4 protein-coding genes are annotated in these 18,261 nt (G+C 48.7%); 3 read left to right on the plus strand and 1 reads right to left on the minus strand.

What is annotated here, in order from left to right; genetic code table 11:
- The first annotated feature begins 107 nt into the window (after nucleotides 1-107).
- Nucleotides 108-3,341, plus strand: coding sequence for a S41 family peptidase (locus ACR9Y8_RS25515; protein WP_481216083.1), 3,234 nt, complete (start codon nucleotides 108-110; stop codon nucleotides 3,339-3,341).
- A 127-nt stretch (nucleotides 3,342-3,468) separates the two neighbouring features.
- Entirely contained in the window at nucleotides 3,469-6,480 is a 3,012-nt protein-coding gene (locus tag ACR9Y8_RS25520; RefSeq protein WP_481216084.1) for a two-component regulator propeller domain-containing protein, read from the plus strand.
- Here ACR9Y8_RS25520 and ACR9Y8_RS25525 read toward each other — a convergent pair.
- Nucleotides 6,473-7,111, minus strand: a complete 639-nt coding sequence (locus tag ACR9Y8_RS25525; protein WP_481216085.1) for a response regulator — start codon at nucleotides 7,109-7,111, stop codon at nucleotides 6,473-6,475. The genes ACR9Y8_RS25520 and ACR9Y8_RS25525 overlap by 8 nt on opposite strands.
- A 295-nt stretch (nucleotides 7,112-7,406) precedes the next feature.
- On the opposite strand from ACR9Y8_RS25525, the gene ACR9Y8_RS25530 reads away from it, so the two are divergent.
- On the plus strand, nucleotides 7,407-18,215 hold the full coding sequence (locus ACR9Y8_RS25530; protein WP_481216086.1) for a T9SS type B sorting domain-containing protein: 10,809 nt from the start codon (nucleotides 7,407-7,409) through the stop codon (nucleotides 18,213-18,215).
- Nucleotides 18,216-18,261: the final 46 nt, after the last annotated feature.

Here is an 18,261-nt window from a genome sequence, read left to right on the forward strand (position 1 = left end):
TTATGCTTTCCTTTAAACCCCCGTTTTTCATATTTTGCGATCAACCAATACAAGGGTGCAGCCGGTAACCCCGCTGCTTTTAACAAAATCTGAACGCTTACATTTTTATGAAAAGATTACTTACTGCCTGTGCGGCCTGCCTCCTGGCCGCAGCTACCTATGCCCAGGACAACGCTTTATGGCTCAGGTACCCGGCGATCTCACCAGATGGCAAGACCATTGCCTTCGGTTACAGGGGAGATATTTACCGGGTAGATGCCAATGGGGGAGTGGCCGTTCCGCTCACCATCCACGAAGCGCAGGATATGATGCCTGTGTGGAGCCATGATGGCAAGTACCTGGCATTCGCCAGCGACCGTTACGGCAATTTCGACGTGTTTGTGATGCCTGCAGAAGGCGGAACACCGGTAAGGCTTACCTCCAACAGCGCTGCTGACTATCCTTATGATTTTACACCGGACAACAAGCAGGTATTGTTTGGCAGCGGACGTAATGCACCTGCCGCCAGCGTGCGTTTTGCTTCACCGCGCTTGTTCAATAACCTGTATACGGTACCGCTCACAGGCGGCCGGGCAGTGTTGCTGAGCGCAGCGGGTGCAGAGTCTGCACACTATAATACAAAAGGAGACCAGCTGGTGTTCCAGGACCGTAAAGGCTATGAAGACCCCTGGCGCAAGCATCATGTATCTGCTGTTACCCGGGACATATGGGTATTTGATATTGCAAAAGGCACTTACCAGCAGGTATCTGATTATGTAGGAGAAGACCGCGAGCCGGTGTTTGGTGATGATAACACCATTTATTTCCTGAGCGAAAGCGGAGGCGTTTCCCAGAACCTGTTCAAAGCCTCGCTGGCAGAGAAAGGGAAAGCACAGCAGCTCACCCGTTTTGATAAGCATCCTGTAAGGCATTTATCCAGGTCTGCGAACAATACATTATGCTTTACCTATAACGGCGAGATCTATACGCTGAAAGAAGGAGAGCAGCCTAAGAAAATAGGCGTGAAGATCTTCAACGACGGCCGCGCAGGTATCGAGAAATACTTTCCTATCAGCGGCAATATTACAGAATTCGCCATGAGCCCTAGTGGAAAGGAAATGGCCTTCATCGCCCGCGGGGAAGTATTTGTAAGCAGCGTAGAAGGTAATATGACCAAGCGGGTAACCAGTACGCCGCAGCAGGAAAGAATGGTGGAATGGTCGCCGGATGGCAAGAAACTGGTGTATGCCGCTGAAAGGAACGGCAACTGGGATATTTACCAGAGCACTATCGTAAGAAAAGAAGATCCCTATTTCTTTGCCGCCACCCTTTTAAAGGAAGAACCGCTGATCGCTACACCTGCTGAAGAATATCAGCCGGTATTCTCCCCGGATGGCAAGGAGATCGCCTATGTAGAAGACCGTAATGTGCTGAAAGTATTTACGGTGGCAAGCGGTAAAACCCGTGTAATATTGCCTAAAGGGCACAACCATTCTTATTCAGACGGCGACTGGAGCTTTACCTGGAGCCCGGATGGCAAATGGATCGTAACAGATGATCAGCAAGGCTTCTTCGGTTCGCGCAATGCCGCCCTGCTGCCTGTAGATGGTAAAGGTTCGATCATCTACCCTGTGAACAGTGGTTTTGGTGAGTCTAACAGCAAATGGTATGCAGACGGACGTATGCTTACCTGGGAAACCAGCCGCGATGGCCGTAAGTCACTGGCCAGGCAAGGCAGCCGGGAAACAGATATATACGCTGTATTCTTTGACCAGGAAACGTATGATAAATACAAGCTCACAAAAGATGAGTTCAACCTGCTGAAGGAGAAAGAAGACAACGCGGCAAAAGGGAAGGATACCAGCACTGGAAAGGCGAAGGATACTGCTGCCCCAAAGAAACCATTTACCCCGGATTTTGATAACCTGGAGAACAGGGTACTGCGCTTAACTATCAACAGCGCCTCTATCAGTGATTATGTGATGAATAAAGACGCCAGTAAGCTGTATTACACGGCATCTTTCGAGAAAGGCTATGATCTGTGGGTAACAGAACCGCGTACCGGCGATACAAAGATCCTGGCTAAACTGGGCGGTAGCCCCGGCAGCCTTGCCCTGAGCAAGGACGGCAATACCGTGTTTGTAAGCAATAACGGCAGTGTGGTGAAAGTGGAAACTGCTTCCGGTAAGATCACGCCTGTCACCATCAAATCAGAAATGATCCTGAACCAGGAAGCAGAGCGTGCATATATACTGGATCATGCCTGGAAACAGGTGAAAGAGAAATTCTATGATCCCACGATCCGCGGTATGGACTGGAAAATGTACCACGATAATTACGCCCGTTTTCTGCCGCATATCAGCAATAACTATGATTTCCAGGAGCTGCTGAGCGAAATGCTGGGAGAGCTGAACGGATCGCATACCGGCGGCCGTTATAGTCCGCAGCGTACGGATGGCGACAACACCGCTTCCCTGGGCCTGCTGTATGACGAAACGTACAAAGCCGACGGATTGAAAGTGGATGAAGTGATCGCCGGAGGGCCTTTTGATAAAGCCGCCAGCAAACTGAGGAAAGGCGCCGTGATCGAAAAGATAGACGGCGTACCGGTTAGTACGCTGGTTGACTGGGCAGCCCTGCTGAACCGCAAAGCCGGTAACAATGTACTGGTAAGCATTTACGACCCTGCCACCAAAACCCGTTGGGAGGAGACCGTGAAACCCATTAGCGAGGGAGACGAAGGAACACTGATGTATAAACGCTGGATCAATAACATGCGTAAAATGGTGGACCGCCTCAGTAACGGCAAAGTAGGCTATGTGCACGTACAAGGGATGAACGATGCCAGCTTCCGTTCTGTATACGATGAAGTGATGGGCAAGAACCGTGAAAAGCAGGCGCTGATCGTAGACACCCGCTTTAACGGCGGTGGATGGCTGCATGATGACCTGTACAATTTCCTGAGCGGTAAGAAGTACCTGGAATTTGCCCCGCAGGGAGAGAAACTGAAAGGCGGCGAACCGCAGGGCCAGTGGCAGCGCCCCAGCTGTGTGCTGATGAGCGAAAGCAATTACAGCGATGCGTTTATCTTCCCCTACGTCTATAAACAGGGGCATGTTGGTAAGCTGATCGGTATGCCGGTAGCCGGTACCGGAACGGCGGTATGGTGGGAGAGGCAGATCGATCCTTCGCTGGTATTCGGTATCCCGATGATAGCTACGATCGGTAAGGAAGGCCGTCCTACGGAGAACCTGCAGGTAGAGCCGGATATACGGGTGCCTTTGCGCTATGAAGATTTTCTAGCTGGAAAAGATACACAGCTGGAAGCGGCGGTGAAGGAAATGCTGAAAGAAATAGAGTAAGCGGATCATCTATAAATGCAGCCGGGCTATTCGGGGAGTCTTCCTTTGGATAGCCCGGCTGTTTTTGTATCTTGTCCGCATGTCCCTGGCTACCTATAGAAAGAAGACTATCCAATCCTGCTGTTTATTGCTGCTATCTGTAATCTCGTTTGCCCAGACCAGGCAGTCGCCCTATACTATCAAGCATTATACAGACGAAGATGGCTTACCCCAGAACAGTGTAAAATGCCTGACGCCGGATGAATATGGTTTTATGTGGATGGCCACGGAGAATGGCCTCGTGCGGTTTGACGGAAAACAATTCCTCGCTTTTAACGGCGGTAATCTTCCCATCCGTAGCAGCCGTATACTCCATGTCTGCCCGGATGTAAACAGGAAGGGTATTTTTGCCAGGACAACGGACCAGGAGGTACTGCTGATCCGGAACGGAAAGGCTGCTGTATCTGTCTCCAGGGATTTTAACTACATCTATTATACCGATACCTCTACTGTTTATCCTGTTACAGGGTTGCCCGATATTTTTTTACCCAAGCCGTTCACTGACCGTTACCTGATGGCGTTGGGCCCGGATGCATACTTCCTGGTCACGAAGGATGACATCTCTTTTTTGGAAAAGGGAAAAGTACGTTACACGATACGCAACCCGGGCATCATCCGCGGAAATCTTTTTATACTGGGCGAACAGCTTTGTTATATGGATAAGGACGGGCAATTTATCCTGCTTAACCAGGATGGGCCCCATTTCCTCAACCTGGAAGGAGACCTGTTACAACGGCGCAGCTTATCGGCCGCCAGGCAACAGGAAGAAATATATTGGAATTTTGCAGCCGGGCAGGCGTTTGTTTACACCGATCATTCCTGTTACCGTTTATCATTGGTGAATGCTACCACAGTCAGTTCCAGGCTGGTATTAAAAGATTTCGATTTTCATAGTAACGCTATTGTAAGCGTGTATCATGATGACAAACAGCAACGGGTATTCGTGGGCAGCCGTACTAAAGGATTATATGTATGCAAATGGCAGCAATTCAGCAATTTTAAAGCCGGAAAAGGAGAGGAAGTATATTATGCGCAGGCTCCCTTTGATAAGAACAAAATTGTAACCCCGGGCGGAGCTGTATTCAGCCCGGATGGAAAAGTGAACCGGCTTCCGCTGTTGAGCAGTGGGGATACTGTGGACAGGTATAGCATTGCCCGGGATATGAATGGTAACTACTGGTACAAAGGTTACTGGACCGTCATCAAATTTAACCCGGATATGAGCGCCATCCTGTGGTCGCAAAAACTGGAGGATGGTATCACCCAGCTCTATGTAGACGCCAGCGGCCGCTTATGGATAGGCAGCAGGAGAAAAGGTTTATATTTTCTGGAAACATCAGCGGCTCACCCGGTGGCTCAACATTACCGGGCAGACCTGAAGGATATCAGCTACCTCATGTCCGAGGGACCTGATACCCTCTGGGTGGGCACCGGAAATGGTTTGTACCGCATTCATTTATCCTCCGGGAAAACTGATACCATCCCCGCTTTCAATAACCGCTATGTTCGCAGCCTTTATATACCGCGAAACGGAGAGGTATGGATCACCACTTATAATTACGGGGTATTTCTTTATAAAGACGGGCGATTGACAAAGCTTCCCCTGGACACAAAAGGGTACCTGGAAGCTGCTCACTGTATTGTTGCCGACAACCGGGGCTTCCTGTGGATCACTACCAACAAGGGACTTTTCCAGCTAAGCTATGCGGATGTGATGGCTTATGAAAAAGGGGAGCGGCAGGAGCTGTTCTATCTTTATTACGGAAAAGACCAGGGTTTCAATACAAATGAATTTAATGGCGGTTGCCAGCCTTGCGCATTGAAATTACAAAACGGCGATATTTCACTGCCGTCGCTGGACGGGCTTGTTTATTTCTCGCCTGCTGCAATACAGCCGGAGCTGCCCGACAAACAAATATTCATAGACCAGGTGGAGGTGGATGGCAAAACGATCGACGCGGACAGCACGATCCTGTTGCCGGATCGTTTCCGTCACCTCGCGCTTTTTATCAGTACACCTTATTTTGGGGATCATAACAATCTTCGGCTATACTACTCACTGGAAGACGAAAACGACAGAGATAAAGCGCTGTGGTTAAAGGTGAATGACAGCAGGATCATCGAGTTTTCATCCACTCATTCCGGGCGGTATAAACTGCGCATCCGTAAAGTGAGCGGTTTTGGGAACGACCAGGTAATGGAGCGGGTATTTATGATCCGTGTGGAGGAAGCGTTCTATGAAACATCCTGGTTCCGCGTACTGGCAATGGTAGCGCTGATGCTGATGGCATTTGTGATCTTCCTGTTGCTGGTAGAAAGGGTGAAACGCAAAAACCGCATGCTGGAAGCGCATGTAAAGGAACGTACAAGAGAACTGAAGGAAACGCTGGATAACCTACAGCTCTCCGAGCAGCAGTTACGCAGGCAGGGCTTCATTCAACAGCAGTTAACGGCGGCGATGTCTCACGACCTCAAGACGCCTTTGAAATACATGATGCAGGTGCTGCGCAAAGGAGCCGGTGATAAAACTGAAATAGGGAAAGATGAAAGGAATGTGATCTATGAGAGCCTGTACAATATGTTTCACCTGGTGGAGAACCTGATCTCTTACATGAAATCGCAGTATATCAGTGATGACTCATCGCTGGAGATAACGGATCTCTATTTTCTGCTGGAAGAAAAGGTGGGAATTTTCCGCAGTGTTTCCGAAGCCAAGGAAGTAAGTATTGTAAATGATACGAGACCTGGCACCGTGGTGCTTGTAAACCGCCAGCTGCTGGCGATCGTGATCCATAACCTCCTGGACAATGCAGTGAAATATACACGTAAAGGATATGTGCGCTTACAGGCATCCTGCGATGAGGAAAATATTTATATCCGGATCACGGATACAGGCATTGGGATGCCAGCAGGGGTAGCCTCGTGGAGCAACCAAAGCGGGAACGGCATGCCTGTTACAGAAGGTAAGCCACCTTCCTATGACGGGATAGGCTTACTGATTGTGCTGGAACTGCTGCAACTGATCAACGGGAACATTGTAGTGAAGCCGAACGATGGTGGGGGAACTGTGATTGATATTACGCTGGCGATTGTTAAATAGGGACATTGTACAGCCTGATCTTTTCCAGCAGCTCTATGATGCCGTTGATCTCCAGTTTGGAAAAGATGCGTGTTTTATAAGTACTTACCGTAGAAACCTGTAAATGCAGCACATCTGCTATTTTCTGCAGCGGGATGCCTTTGGTGAGCAGGTTCATGACTTCGATCTCGCGCACGGAAAGTGCATCGAAAGGGTTGACTTCCGGTTGTTTGTGCTGGTTAAGCCTGTTCAGCATTTGTTGGCGCGTAACAGCGCTCATGTATTTTTCCCTTTTTAAAAGGGTTTGTATGGCTTGTTTTGTTTCTTCTTCAGACGAGTTTTTACTCAGGTAGCCATCGGCGCCAGCCAGTAAATAATCAATGGCATACATCTTCTCATCATAAGCGGAAAAAATAAGAACCATGATATTGGGACGCTGCAGCCTTACAGCGTGCAACATTTGTATGCTGTTGCCTCCGGGCAGGTTAATATCGAGGATGAGCAGGTCAAAAGACTGTTTTGACAGTATATTGACCGCATCGTCAAACGCCTCCACCGTTGATACAGTGACAGGTTCCGACAGCGTGGCTATGATTTTGGTAAGACCATACCGGACGATGGAATGGTCGTCGGCAATAAGGATGTTAAACATTTCCGGGACGAATGAGCGGGCAAAAATAGAATATTTCTCAAATATGTATCACTTTTTACTTGTAGTAAAAATACTACAAGGATTGTAGGGAATGGCTATTTGTGTGGTCTTTTCCGGGCTCTACCTTTGCGACGCCAACATAAATACATGAAGTAAATAGATAATACGATAACTGGCCTTTGATAACGCAGAAAACACAGGGCTGTTAGGCTATTGTTTTTTCTTCCCCTTAACTATATCCCTATTGAGACAGCCCTTAAAATAACGAAAAACATAACACTTTATACAGCGAACTATGAGCCAACTTTACAGGACCATTTCGTCTTACTGTTCCCTTTTGCTATGCCTGTGCCTATGCTTTGATAGCCATGCAGAAGGTTCGAAGGATCTTTATCCCAGCGGTGCAACCGGGCAAAGGGCTTACCTGATGAGCACCGATGTTTTTCAGGCAAGCTGGGTATATCCTTCATTGGGTGTTCATTATGCCTATGTTAAACCTGGTGAGACGATCGCTGCGGCTTCCAGTGCGCAGGGCCATGGTAATGGACAGATCAGGCTAACGGCTCCTGACGGTACTGTATATGCCACTACCGTGGGTTCTGCAACAGTAGGCCAGATAGCAAACCGCAACGAGGAAACCCTGGGCGCGTATACGGGCTATACGCCATTTACACGTGTAGCGGGCGCTGCACAGGGTGGTATCTGGAAGATAGAGTTCCTGGCTACCCGGACTCCGGGAGGAATTACCTTTAATAATCTTGCTCTTGTCAACGCAAATGCCAACTGGGCACAGGACAACAGCACCAGTGGAATTGCCGCCTGGGATATTTCTGTGAGTAGCGCGGGAACTGCTGCTACCATTATTCCCGGCAGGGTGTATGCCACTATGCTGAATATGTATGTAAATACAGGGGGGTACAATGGTAAGATATATGTGCAGACAAAGGACGGTTATGCGTATAGAGTGAATAATAACGGTCAAAAGGGTCAGGGCTTTGTTACTTTTATAAATAACAAAGGTATCACGACGGCGGCTGGCGATGCAGCGTCCCCGTCTTACCAGAGCTCCGGCACGACAGGCACTGGTGTAAATATTTGGGATCCTACCGCAACTGATGGTGCGCAGAGTATTACCCATAAGATCTTTTATGCAATGCCGGATGTGGGAATGCCTGCTTCTGCTTCACTAGCGGGAGGAGGCAGCACCTGGTTGAAAACGACCAAGATAATGCCTACCGCCAGCAATATCACTATTGACGGTGTGGAAGGAACACCCGGTCAGGTCAGCAGTAAAGGTGCTTACATTAGGTTCAACGCCAACGTGTCCGGTAATTTCAAGATCATTTTAACAGGTTCTGCAGGTTTTACGCAACGAACGATCACCGGAGCAGCAGTGGCAGGGAACAATTCCGTATACTGGGATGGTAAAGACGGAGCAAACACTCCTCCCGCCCTGGGAGTAGCCAATATTACGGCCAAAGTACAGTTAACGGGCGCCGAAGTGCATTTCCCGTTTATTGATGTAGAGGATAATCCTAACGGTATTATTATTGAACAGCTGAATGATGACGGTACGGCAAAGAGTGATCTTGTGTACTGGGATGACAGTAACCTGTCTACTGTTACCGGTTCACCTAACCCGATGTTCAACGGAAATTCCGGTAATGGTATTTCCAGTAATACGAATGGCCATAAATGGGATAATAACTATGGGAACAATAAGACCATGGACACCTGGACCTATGTGCTGGGAGATGCTGTAACGACTAATACTACGCTCAATATAAGACGGGCTGACCTGGAGGTGCTGCCTTTTGGCCCTTCGCCTTCGATGACCCAGATAGCGGTGGGACAAGCAATCACTTACCGGGTAACGGTTGTTAACAATGGTCCGAGTGATGTTGAAGGTGCGCCTTTCAAATTCGATGTGCCTGCAGGATTTACCATTGGCAGCCTGTCTGATATTACTGTGACTACCTCCTGCGGTACAGTGAATAACCCCTCGATAGATGCGAACGGAGATTACACGGCACTGTTGGATCTGCCTAATGGATGTATTATCACCTTCAATATAACGGGCAAGCCGGGAGCATCCCTTGCAGGAGGGGCCCTGGATATGGAGGCCAGTATCATGCGTCCTCATGACGTAACAGACCCTGACGCCACCAATCCGAATACAAACGTTCCTCCTACAGATCCCCATGTGGAATGTTTGAATGGTACCGGTACGGAGTCATGTAACAATATCAAGGATAATTCAGCTGTTACAGTATTAGCCAGTGCGGATATTGTGACGGTGAAGAGTACCGGTGCGGTGAATTATGTACCTGGAAGAAGTGTGGATTATACAATTACCATCACCAATAATGGTCCGAGTGATGCAACAGATGTGAGAGTGGTGGATAATGCACCTGGCACTACTACTATCAGCGGCTGGACAGCCGTTGTAACCAACGGTATAGTATCGTTACCTGCTACCACCGGTATTGGTAACCTTGATCAGACAATTGCAGCGCTTCCGAATGGCGCCGTGGTTGTTTATACTGTAAGGCTTGATATACCATCTAGCTATAATAGTAACCTGGTAAATACGGCGACGGTTACCAGTCCTACGCCTGATCCTGATCCTGCTTGTCCGGCTTGTACTACAGCGCCTTTGTCTCCCGCAGCGGAGGCAGATATTGTGACAGTGAAGAGTACGAGTGCAGCAGATTATGTACCTGGAAAGAGTGTAGATTATACTATCACGGTGACCAATAATGGACCGAGTGATGCAACGGATGTGAAAGTGGTGGATAATGCACCTACTGGTACTACTATCAGCAGCTGGACAGCTGTTGTGACTACTGGTACAGCTTCATTGCCTGCTACCAGCGGTACAGGTAATCTGGATCAGGCGATCGCTGCGCTTCCTAACGGTGCAGTGGTTACTTATACGGTGACGGTTGATATACCATCTAATTATAATAGCAGTCTGTCAAACACAGCTACTGTTAGCAGTCCTACGCCTGATCCTAATCCTGGATGTACCAGTTGTACAACACCGCCGATCAATGCAGTTCCAAGTGCGGACATCGTAACAGTGAAGACGACTAGTGCGGCTGATTATGTGCCTGGAAAGAGTGTAGATTATACTATTACTATCACCAACAATGGTCCTAGTGATGCAGCAAATGTGAAGGTGGTAGATAATGCACCTACGGGTACTACTATCAGCAGCTGGAAGGCTGTTGTGACTACTGGCACAGTGACATTGCCTGCTACCAGCGGTACAGGTAACCTGGATCAGACGATTACAGCGCTGCCGAATGGTGCGGTGGTTACTTATACGGTGACGGTTGATATACCATCTAATTATAATAGCAGCCTGGCTAATACAGCCACTGTTACTAGCCCTACACCTGATCCTAATCCCGGATGTACCAGTTGTACAACACCGCCGATCGCTGCCGCTCCGAGTGCGGATATCGTGACAGTGAAGACTACCAGTGCAGCGGATTATGTGCCTGGAAAGAGTGTAGATTATACTATTACTATCACCAACAATGGCCCTAGTGATGCAGCGAATGTGAAGGTGGTAGATAATGCACCTACTGGTACTACTATTAGCAGCTGGAAGGCTGTTGTGACTACAGGCACAGTGACATTGCCTGCTACCAGCGGTACAGGTAACCTGAATGAGACGATAGCTGCGCTGCCTAACGGTGCAGTGGTTACTTATACGGTGACGGTTGACATACCATCTAATTATAATAGCAGCCTGGCTAATACAGCCACGGTTACCAGTCCTACGCCTGATCCTAATCCTGGATGTACCAGTTGTACAACACCGCCGATCGCTGCCGCTCCGAGTGCAGATATCGTGACAGTGAAGACTACCAGTGCAGCGGATTATGTGCCTGGAAAGAGTGTAGATTATACTATTACTATCACCAACAATGGTCCTAGTGATGCAGCGAATGTGAAGGTGGTAGATAATGCACCTACTGGTACTACTATTAGCAGCTGGAAGGCCAGCGTAACAAGTGGTACCGTAACGCTGCCAGCTACCAGCGGTAGCGGTAACCTGAATGAGACAATTGCAGCGCTTCCGAATGGGGCGGTAGTTACTTATACAGTAACGGTTGATATACCATCCAATTATAGCAGCAGCCTGGCTAATACAGCCACGGTTACAAGTCCGACGCCTGATCCTAATCCTGGATGTACCAGTTGTACAACACCGCCGATTAGTGCAGTTCCGAGTGCAGATATCGTAACAGTGAAGACTACCAGTGCAGCGGATTATGTGCCTGGAAAGAGTGTAGATTATACTATTACTATCACCAACAATGGTCCTAGTGATGCAGCAAATGTGAAAGTGGTGGATAATGCGCCTACTGGTACTACTATCAGCAGCTGGAAGGCTGTTGCGACTACTGGTACGGTTTCATTGCCAGCTACCAGCGGCAGCGGTAATCTGAATGAGACAATTGCAGCGCTTCCGAATGGGGCGGTAGTTACTTATACAGTAACGGTTGATATTCCATCCAGTTATAGCAGCAGCCTGGCTAATACAGCCACGGTTACAAGTCCCACACCAGACCCTAATACCGGATGTACCAGTTGTACAACACCGCCGATTAGTGCAGTTCCGAGTGCGGATATCGTAACTGTGAAGACGACCAGTGCAGCTAACTATGTGCCTGGAAAGAATGTAGATTATACTATCACTATCACCAACAACGGTCCTAGTGATGCAGCAAATGTGAAAGTGGTAGATAATGCACCTACTGGTACTACTATCAGCGGATGGACAGCTGGCGTCACCGCCGGAACCGTGACGTTACCTAGCACTAGTGGTAGTGGTAATTTGAACGAGACGATAGCTGCGCTTCCTAATGGCGCCGTGGTTGTTTATACTGTAACGGTTGATATACCATCTAACTATAATAGTAACCTGGTAAATACGGCGACGGTTACCAGTCCTACGCCTGATCCTGATCCTGCTTGTCCGGCTTGTACTACAGCGCCTTTGTCTCCCGCTCCGAGTGCGGATATCGTGACAGTGAAGACTACCAGTGCAGCCAACTATGTGCCTGGAAAGAATGTAGATTATACTATCACTATCAGCAACAATGGTCCGAGTGATGCAGCAAATGTGAAAGTGGTAGATAATGCGCCTACTGGTACTACTATTAGCAGCTGGAAGGCCAGCGTAACAAGTGGCACCGTAACGCTGCCAGCTACCAGCGGTACGGGTAACCTGAATGAGACAATTGCAGCGCTTCCGAATGGCGCAGTAGTTACTTATACAGTAACGGTTGATATACCATCCAATTATAGCAGCAGCCTGGCTAATACAGCCACTGTTACCAGTCCGACGCCTGATCCTAATCCTGGATGTACCAGTTGTACAACACCGCCGATCAATGCAGTTCCAAGTGCGGACATCGTAACAGTGAAGACGACTAGTGCGGCTGATTATGTGCCTGGAAAGAGTGTAGATTATACTATTACTATCACCAACAATGGTCCGAGTGATGCAGCAAATGTGAAGGTGGTAGATAATGCGCCTACTGGTACAACTATTAGCAGCTGGAAGGCTAGCATAACAAGTGGCACCGTAACGCTGCCTGCTACCAGCGGTACGGGTAACCTGAATGAGACGATAGCTGCGCTTCCTAACGGTGCAGTGGTTACTTATACGGTGACGGTTGACATACCATCTAATTATAATAGCAGCCTGTCAAACACGGCTACTGTTACCAGTCCGACGCCTGATCCTAATCCTGGATGTACCAGTTGTACAACACCGCCGATCGCTGCCGCTCCGAGTGCGGATATCGTGACAGTGAAGACTACCAGTGCAGCAGACTATGTGCCTGGAAAGAGTGTAGATTATACTATTACTATCACCAACAACGGTCCTAGTGATGCAGCAAATGTGAAAGTGGTAGATAATGCGCCTACTGGTACTACTATCAGCGCCTGGAGCGCTGTTGTGACTACTGGTACAGTTTCATTGCCTGCTACCAGCGGTACAGGTAACTTGGATCAGACAATAGCTGCACTTCCTAACGGTGCTGTGGTTACTTATACTGTAACCGTTGATATACCATCCAATTATAGCAGCAGCCTGGCTAATACAGCCACTGTTACTAGTCCTACACCTGATCCTAATCCCGGATGTACCAGTTGTACAACACCGGCGATCAATGCAGTTCCAAGTGCGGACATCGTAACTGTGAAGACTACCAGTGCAGCTAACTATGTGCCTGGAAAGAATGTAGATTATACTATCACTATCACCAACAATGGTCCGAGTGATGCAGCAAATGTGAAAGTGGTGGATAATGCACCTACTGGTACAACTATCAGTAGCTGGAAAGCTAGCGTAACAAGTGGTACGGTAACCCTGCCCAATGCCAGCGGCGCAGGTAACCTGAACGAGACGATAGCTGCGCTTCCTAACGGTGCAGTGGTTACTTATACGGTGACGGTTGACATTCCGTCTAATTATAATAGCAGTCTGTCAAACACGGCTACTGTAACCAGTCCTACGCCTGATCCTAATCCTGGATGTACCACTTGTACTACCCCTGCGATCAGTGCAGTTCCGAGTGCGGATATCGTGACAGTGAAGACTACCAGTGCAGCAGCCTATGTACCTGGAAAGAGTGTAGATTATACTATTACTATCACCAACAATGGTCCAAGTGATGCGGCAAATGTGAAAGTGGTGGATAATGCGCCTACTGGTACTACTATCAGCGCCTGGAGCGCTGTTGTGACTACTGGTACGGTTTCATTGCCTGCTACCAGCGGTACAGGTAACTTGGATCAGACAATAGCTGCACTTCCTAACGGCGCTGTGGTTACTTATACTGTAACCGTTGATATACCATCCAATTATAGCAGCGGCCTGGCTAATACAGCCACTGTTACTAGTCCTACGCCTGATCCTAACACGGCTTGTCCTGGTTGTACAACACCTCCGATCAATGCAGTTCCGAGTGCGGATATCGTAACAGTGAAGACGACCAGTGCAGCAGACTATGTGCCTGGAAAGAGCGTAGATTATACTATTACTATCACCAACAATGGTCCTAGTGATGCAGCAAATGTGAAGGTGGTAGATAATGCGCCTACTGGTACTACTATCAGTAGCTGGAAAGCTAGCGTAACAAGCGGTAGAGTAACGCTGCCAGCTACCAGCGGTAGCGGTAACCTGAATGAGACAATTACAGCGCTTCCTAACGGTGCAGTGGTTACTTATACGGTGACGGTTGACATACCATCTAATTATAATAGCAGCCTGTCAAACACGGCTACTGTTACCAGTCCGACGCCTGATCCTAATCCCGGATGTACCAGTTGTACAACACCGCCGATCACTGCCGCTCCGAGTGCAGATATCGTGACAGTGAAGACGACTAGTGCAGCTGGCTATGTGCCAGGAAAGAACGTAGATTATACTATTACTATCACCAACAACGGTCCTAGTGATGCAGCAAATGTGAAAGTGGTGGATAATGCGCCTACTGGTACTACTATCAGCAGCTGGAGCGCTGTTGTGACTACTGGTACAGTTTCATTGACTGCTACCAGCGGTACAGGTAACCTGAACGAGACGATAGCTGCGCTGCCTAACGGTGCAGTGGTTACTTATACGGTGACGGTTGACATACCATCTAATTATAATAGCAGCCTGGCTAATACGGCTACTGTTACCAGTCCGACGCCTGATCCTAATCCTGGATGTACCACTTGTACTACCCCTGCGATCAGTGCAGTTCCGAGTGCGGATATCGTGACAGTGAAGACTACCAGTGCAGCAGCCTATGTACCTGGAAAGAGTGTAGATTATACTATTACTATCACCAACAATGGTCCAAGTGATGCGGCAAATGTGAAAGTGGTGGATAATGCGCCTACTGGTACTACTATCAGCGCCTGGAGCGCTGTTGTGACTACTGGTACGGTTTCATTGCCTGCTACCAGCGGTACAGGTAACTTGGATCAGACAATAGCTGCACTTCCTAACGGCGCTGTGGTTACTTATACTGTAACCGTTGATATACCATCCAATTATAGCAGCGGCCTGGCTAATACAGCCACTGTTACTAGTCCTACGCCTGATCCTAACACGGCTTGTCCTGGTTGTACAACACCTCCGATCAATGCAGTTCCGAGTGCGGATATCGTAACAGTGAAGACGACCAGTGCAGCAGACTATGTGCCTGGAAAGAGCGTAGATTATACTATTACTATCACCAACAATGGTCCTAGTGATGCAGCAAATGTGAAGGTGGTAGATAATGCGCCTACTGGTACTACTATCAGTAGCTGGAAAGCTAGCGTAACAAGCGGTAGAGTAACGCTGCCAGCTACCAGCGGTAGCGGTAACCTGAATGAGACAATTACAGCGCTTCCTAACGGTGCAGTGGTTACTTATACGGTGACGGTTGACATACCATCTAATTATAATAGCAGCCTGTCAAACACGGCTACTGTTACCAGTCCGACGCCTGATCCTAATCCCGGATGTACCAGTTGTACAACACCGCCGATCACTGCCGCTCCGAGTGCAGATATCGTGACAGTGAAGACGACTAGTGCAGCTGGCTATGTGCCAGGAAAGAACGTAGATTATACTATTACTATCACCAACAACGGTCCTAGTGATGCAGCAAATGTGAAAGTGGTGGATAATGCGCCTACTGGTACTACTATCAGCAGCTGGAGCGCTGTTGTGACTACTGGTACAGTTTCATTGACTGCTACCAGCGGTACAGGTAACCTGAACGAGACGATAGCTGCGCTGCCTAACGGTGCAGTGGTTACTTATACGGTGACGGTTGACATACCATCTAATTATAATAGCAGCCTGGCTAATACGGCTACTGTTACCAGTCCGACGCCTGATCCTAATCCTGGATGTACCACTTGTACTACCCCTGCGATCAGTGCAGTTCCGAGTGCGGACATCGTAACAGTGAAGACTACCAGTGCAGCAGACTATGTGCCTGGAAAGAGTGTAGATTATACTATTACTATTACCAACAATGGTCCTAGTGATGCGGCAAATGTAAAAGTGGTGGATAATGCGCCTAATGGTACTACTATCAGCAGCTGGAAAGCCAGCGTAACAAGTGGTACCGTAACGCTGCCAGCTACCAGCGGTAGCGGTAACCTGAATGAGACGATCGCTGCACTTCCGAATGGTGCAGTGGTTACTTATACGGTGACGGTTGACATACCATCTAATTATAATAGCAGCCTGTCAAACACGGCAACAGTTACAAGTCCCACACCAGATCCTAATCCTGGATGTACCACTTGTACAACACCTCCGATTAGTGCAGTTCCGAGTGCGGACATCGTAACAGTGAAGACTACCAGTGCAGCAGACTATGTGCCTGGAAAGAGTGTAGATTATACTATTACTATCACCAACAACGGTCCTAGTGATGCAGCAAATGTGAAAGTGGTAGATAATGCACCTCCTGGTACTACTATCACTAACTGGACGGCAGCTGTAACCAACGGTACAGTAACCTTGCCTGGCACTAAAGGCACCGGTAACGTGAACCAGACAATAGCTACGCTGCCAAATGGCGCCGTAGTAACTTACACCGTAACTGTTGCTATCCCGTCCGGCTTCACTGGTAACCTGTCCAACACTGCAGCTGTTACCAGTCCAACACCTGATCCAACACCCGGTTGTACAGCTTGTACCACCACACCGATCAGTGTTACGCCAAGTGCAGATATTGTAACAACAAAAACAACAAGTGCATCTGGATATGTACCCGGTGGAACCGTCATCTATACTATCACAGTAAAGAACAACGGTCCTAGTGATGCAGCAAATGTGAAAGTGGTAGATAATGCACCTACTGGTACAACTATCAGCAACTGGACAGCCGCTGTAACCACTGGTTCAGTAACACTGCCCAACACTAACGGCACTGGCAATTTAAATCAAACAATCACCACGCTGCCAAATGGCGCTGTAGTAACTTACACCGTAACTGTTGCTATCCCATCCGGCTTCACCGGCAACCTGTCTAACACTGCAGCCGTTACCAGCCCAACACCTGATCCAACACCCGGTTGTTCCGCTTGTACCACCACGCCGATCAGTGCTACGCCAAGCGCAGATCTCGTTACAGTGAAGACCACCCAAACTGCCGGACAAACCACCTTTACGCCCGGCCAAAATGTGGTCTACACCATCACGGTAACCAACAACGGCCCCAGTGATGCCGCCACTGTAAACGTAAAAGATATCGCGCCAAACGGTACTACCATCAGCGCCTGGACAGCCGCTGTAACCACCGGTACGGTAACCCTGCCCAATACCAGCGGCACCGGCAACCTGGATGAAACCATCGCAAGCCTGCCGAATGGCGCAGTGGTAACATATACAATAACCGTTCAGACACCGGCTACTTTCACCGGTACCCTGAGCAATACTGCAACCGTCACCAGCGCCACTCCTGATCCAATACCCGGATGTACCGCTTGTACTACTGCTCCGCTCACCGCTGTAACAGTAACAACAGCGCCAATAGCAGATAATGATGTACTGGAAGGAAAGGCTGATAACACACTGACCCTACCGGTACTCGATAATGATAAACCAGGTACCGGCGCCAGTCCGAGCCCGATCGATCCCGCAACACTCGAGATCGTTGAACAACCCAAACACGGCACAGTAAAGATCAGCGAAGATGGAACGCTTACATATACCCCAGATCGCGGGTACTACGGACAGGAAACATTTACGTACAGGGTACAGGATAAAGCAGGCAACTGGAGCAACGTGGCCACAGTAACGCTCAATATCGTGCCTAATGACCTGGATATACCCAACGTGATCACGCCAAACGGTGACGGCGCTAATGACCGCTTCGTTATCAAAGGACTGGAAAAATATACGCAGCATGAGATCATCATCTTCAACCGCTGGAATAACATGCTCTTCAGAAGCAAGAATTACCAGGGCGACTGGGAAGGCAAAGGCCTCAATGCAGGTACTTACTACTACACCCTGAAAGTGCAGGAGAACAACGGACAATGGCATACGTATAACGGCTATATCATGTTGATGAGATAATACTTTAACACACATGGTTGCCGGTGACTAACCGGCAGCCATGTTA

This window comes from Chitinophaga sp. SVR4-12A (genome assembly GCF_056754765.1).

Excerpts from the sequence above, each read along its gene's own strand:
- ACR9Y8_RS25515 (WP_481216083.1), top strand. The coding sequence starts at position 108 with ATGAAAAGATTACTTACTGCCTGTGCGGCCTGCCTCCTGGCCGCAGCT.
- ACR9Y8_RS25530 (WP_481216086.1), top strand. The coding sequence starts at position 7,407 with ATGAGCCAACTTTACAGGACCATTTCGTCTTACTGTTCCCTTTTGCTA.
- ACR9Y8_RS25525 (WP_481216085.1), bottom strand. The coding sequence starts at position 7,111 with ATGTTTAACATCCTTATTGCCGACGACCATTCCATCGTCCGGTATGGT.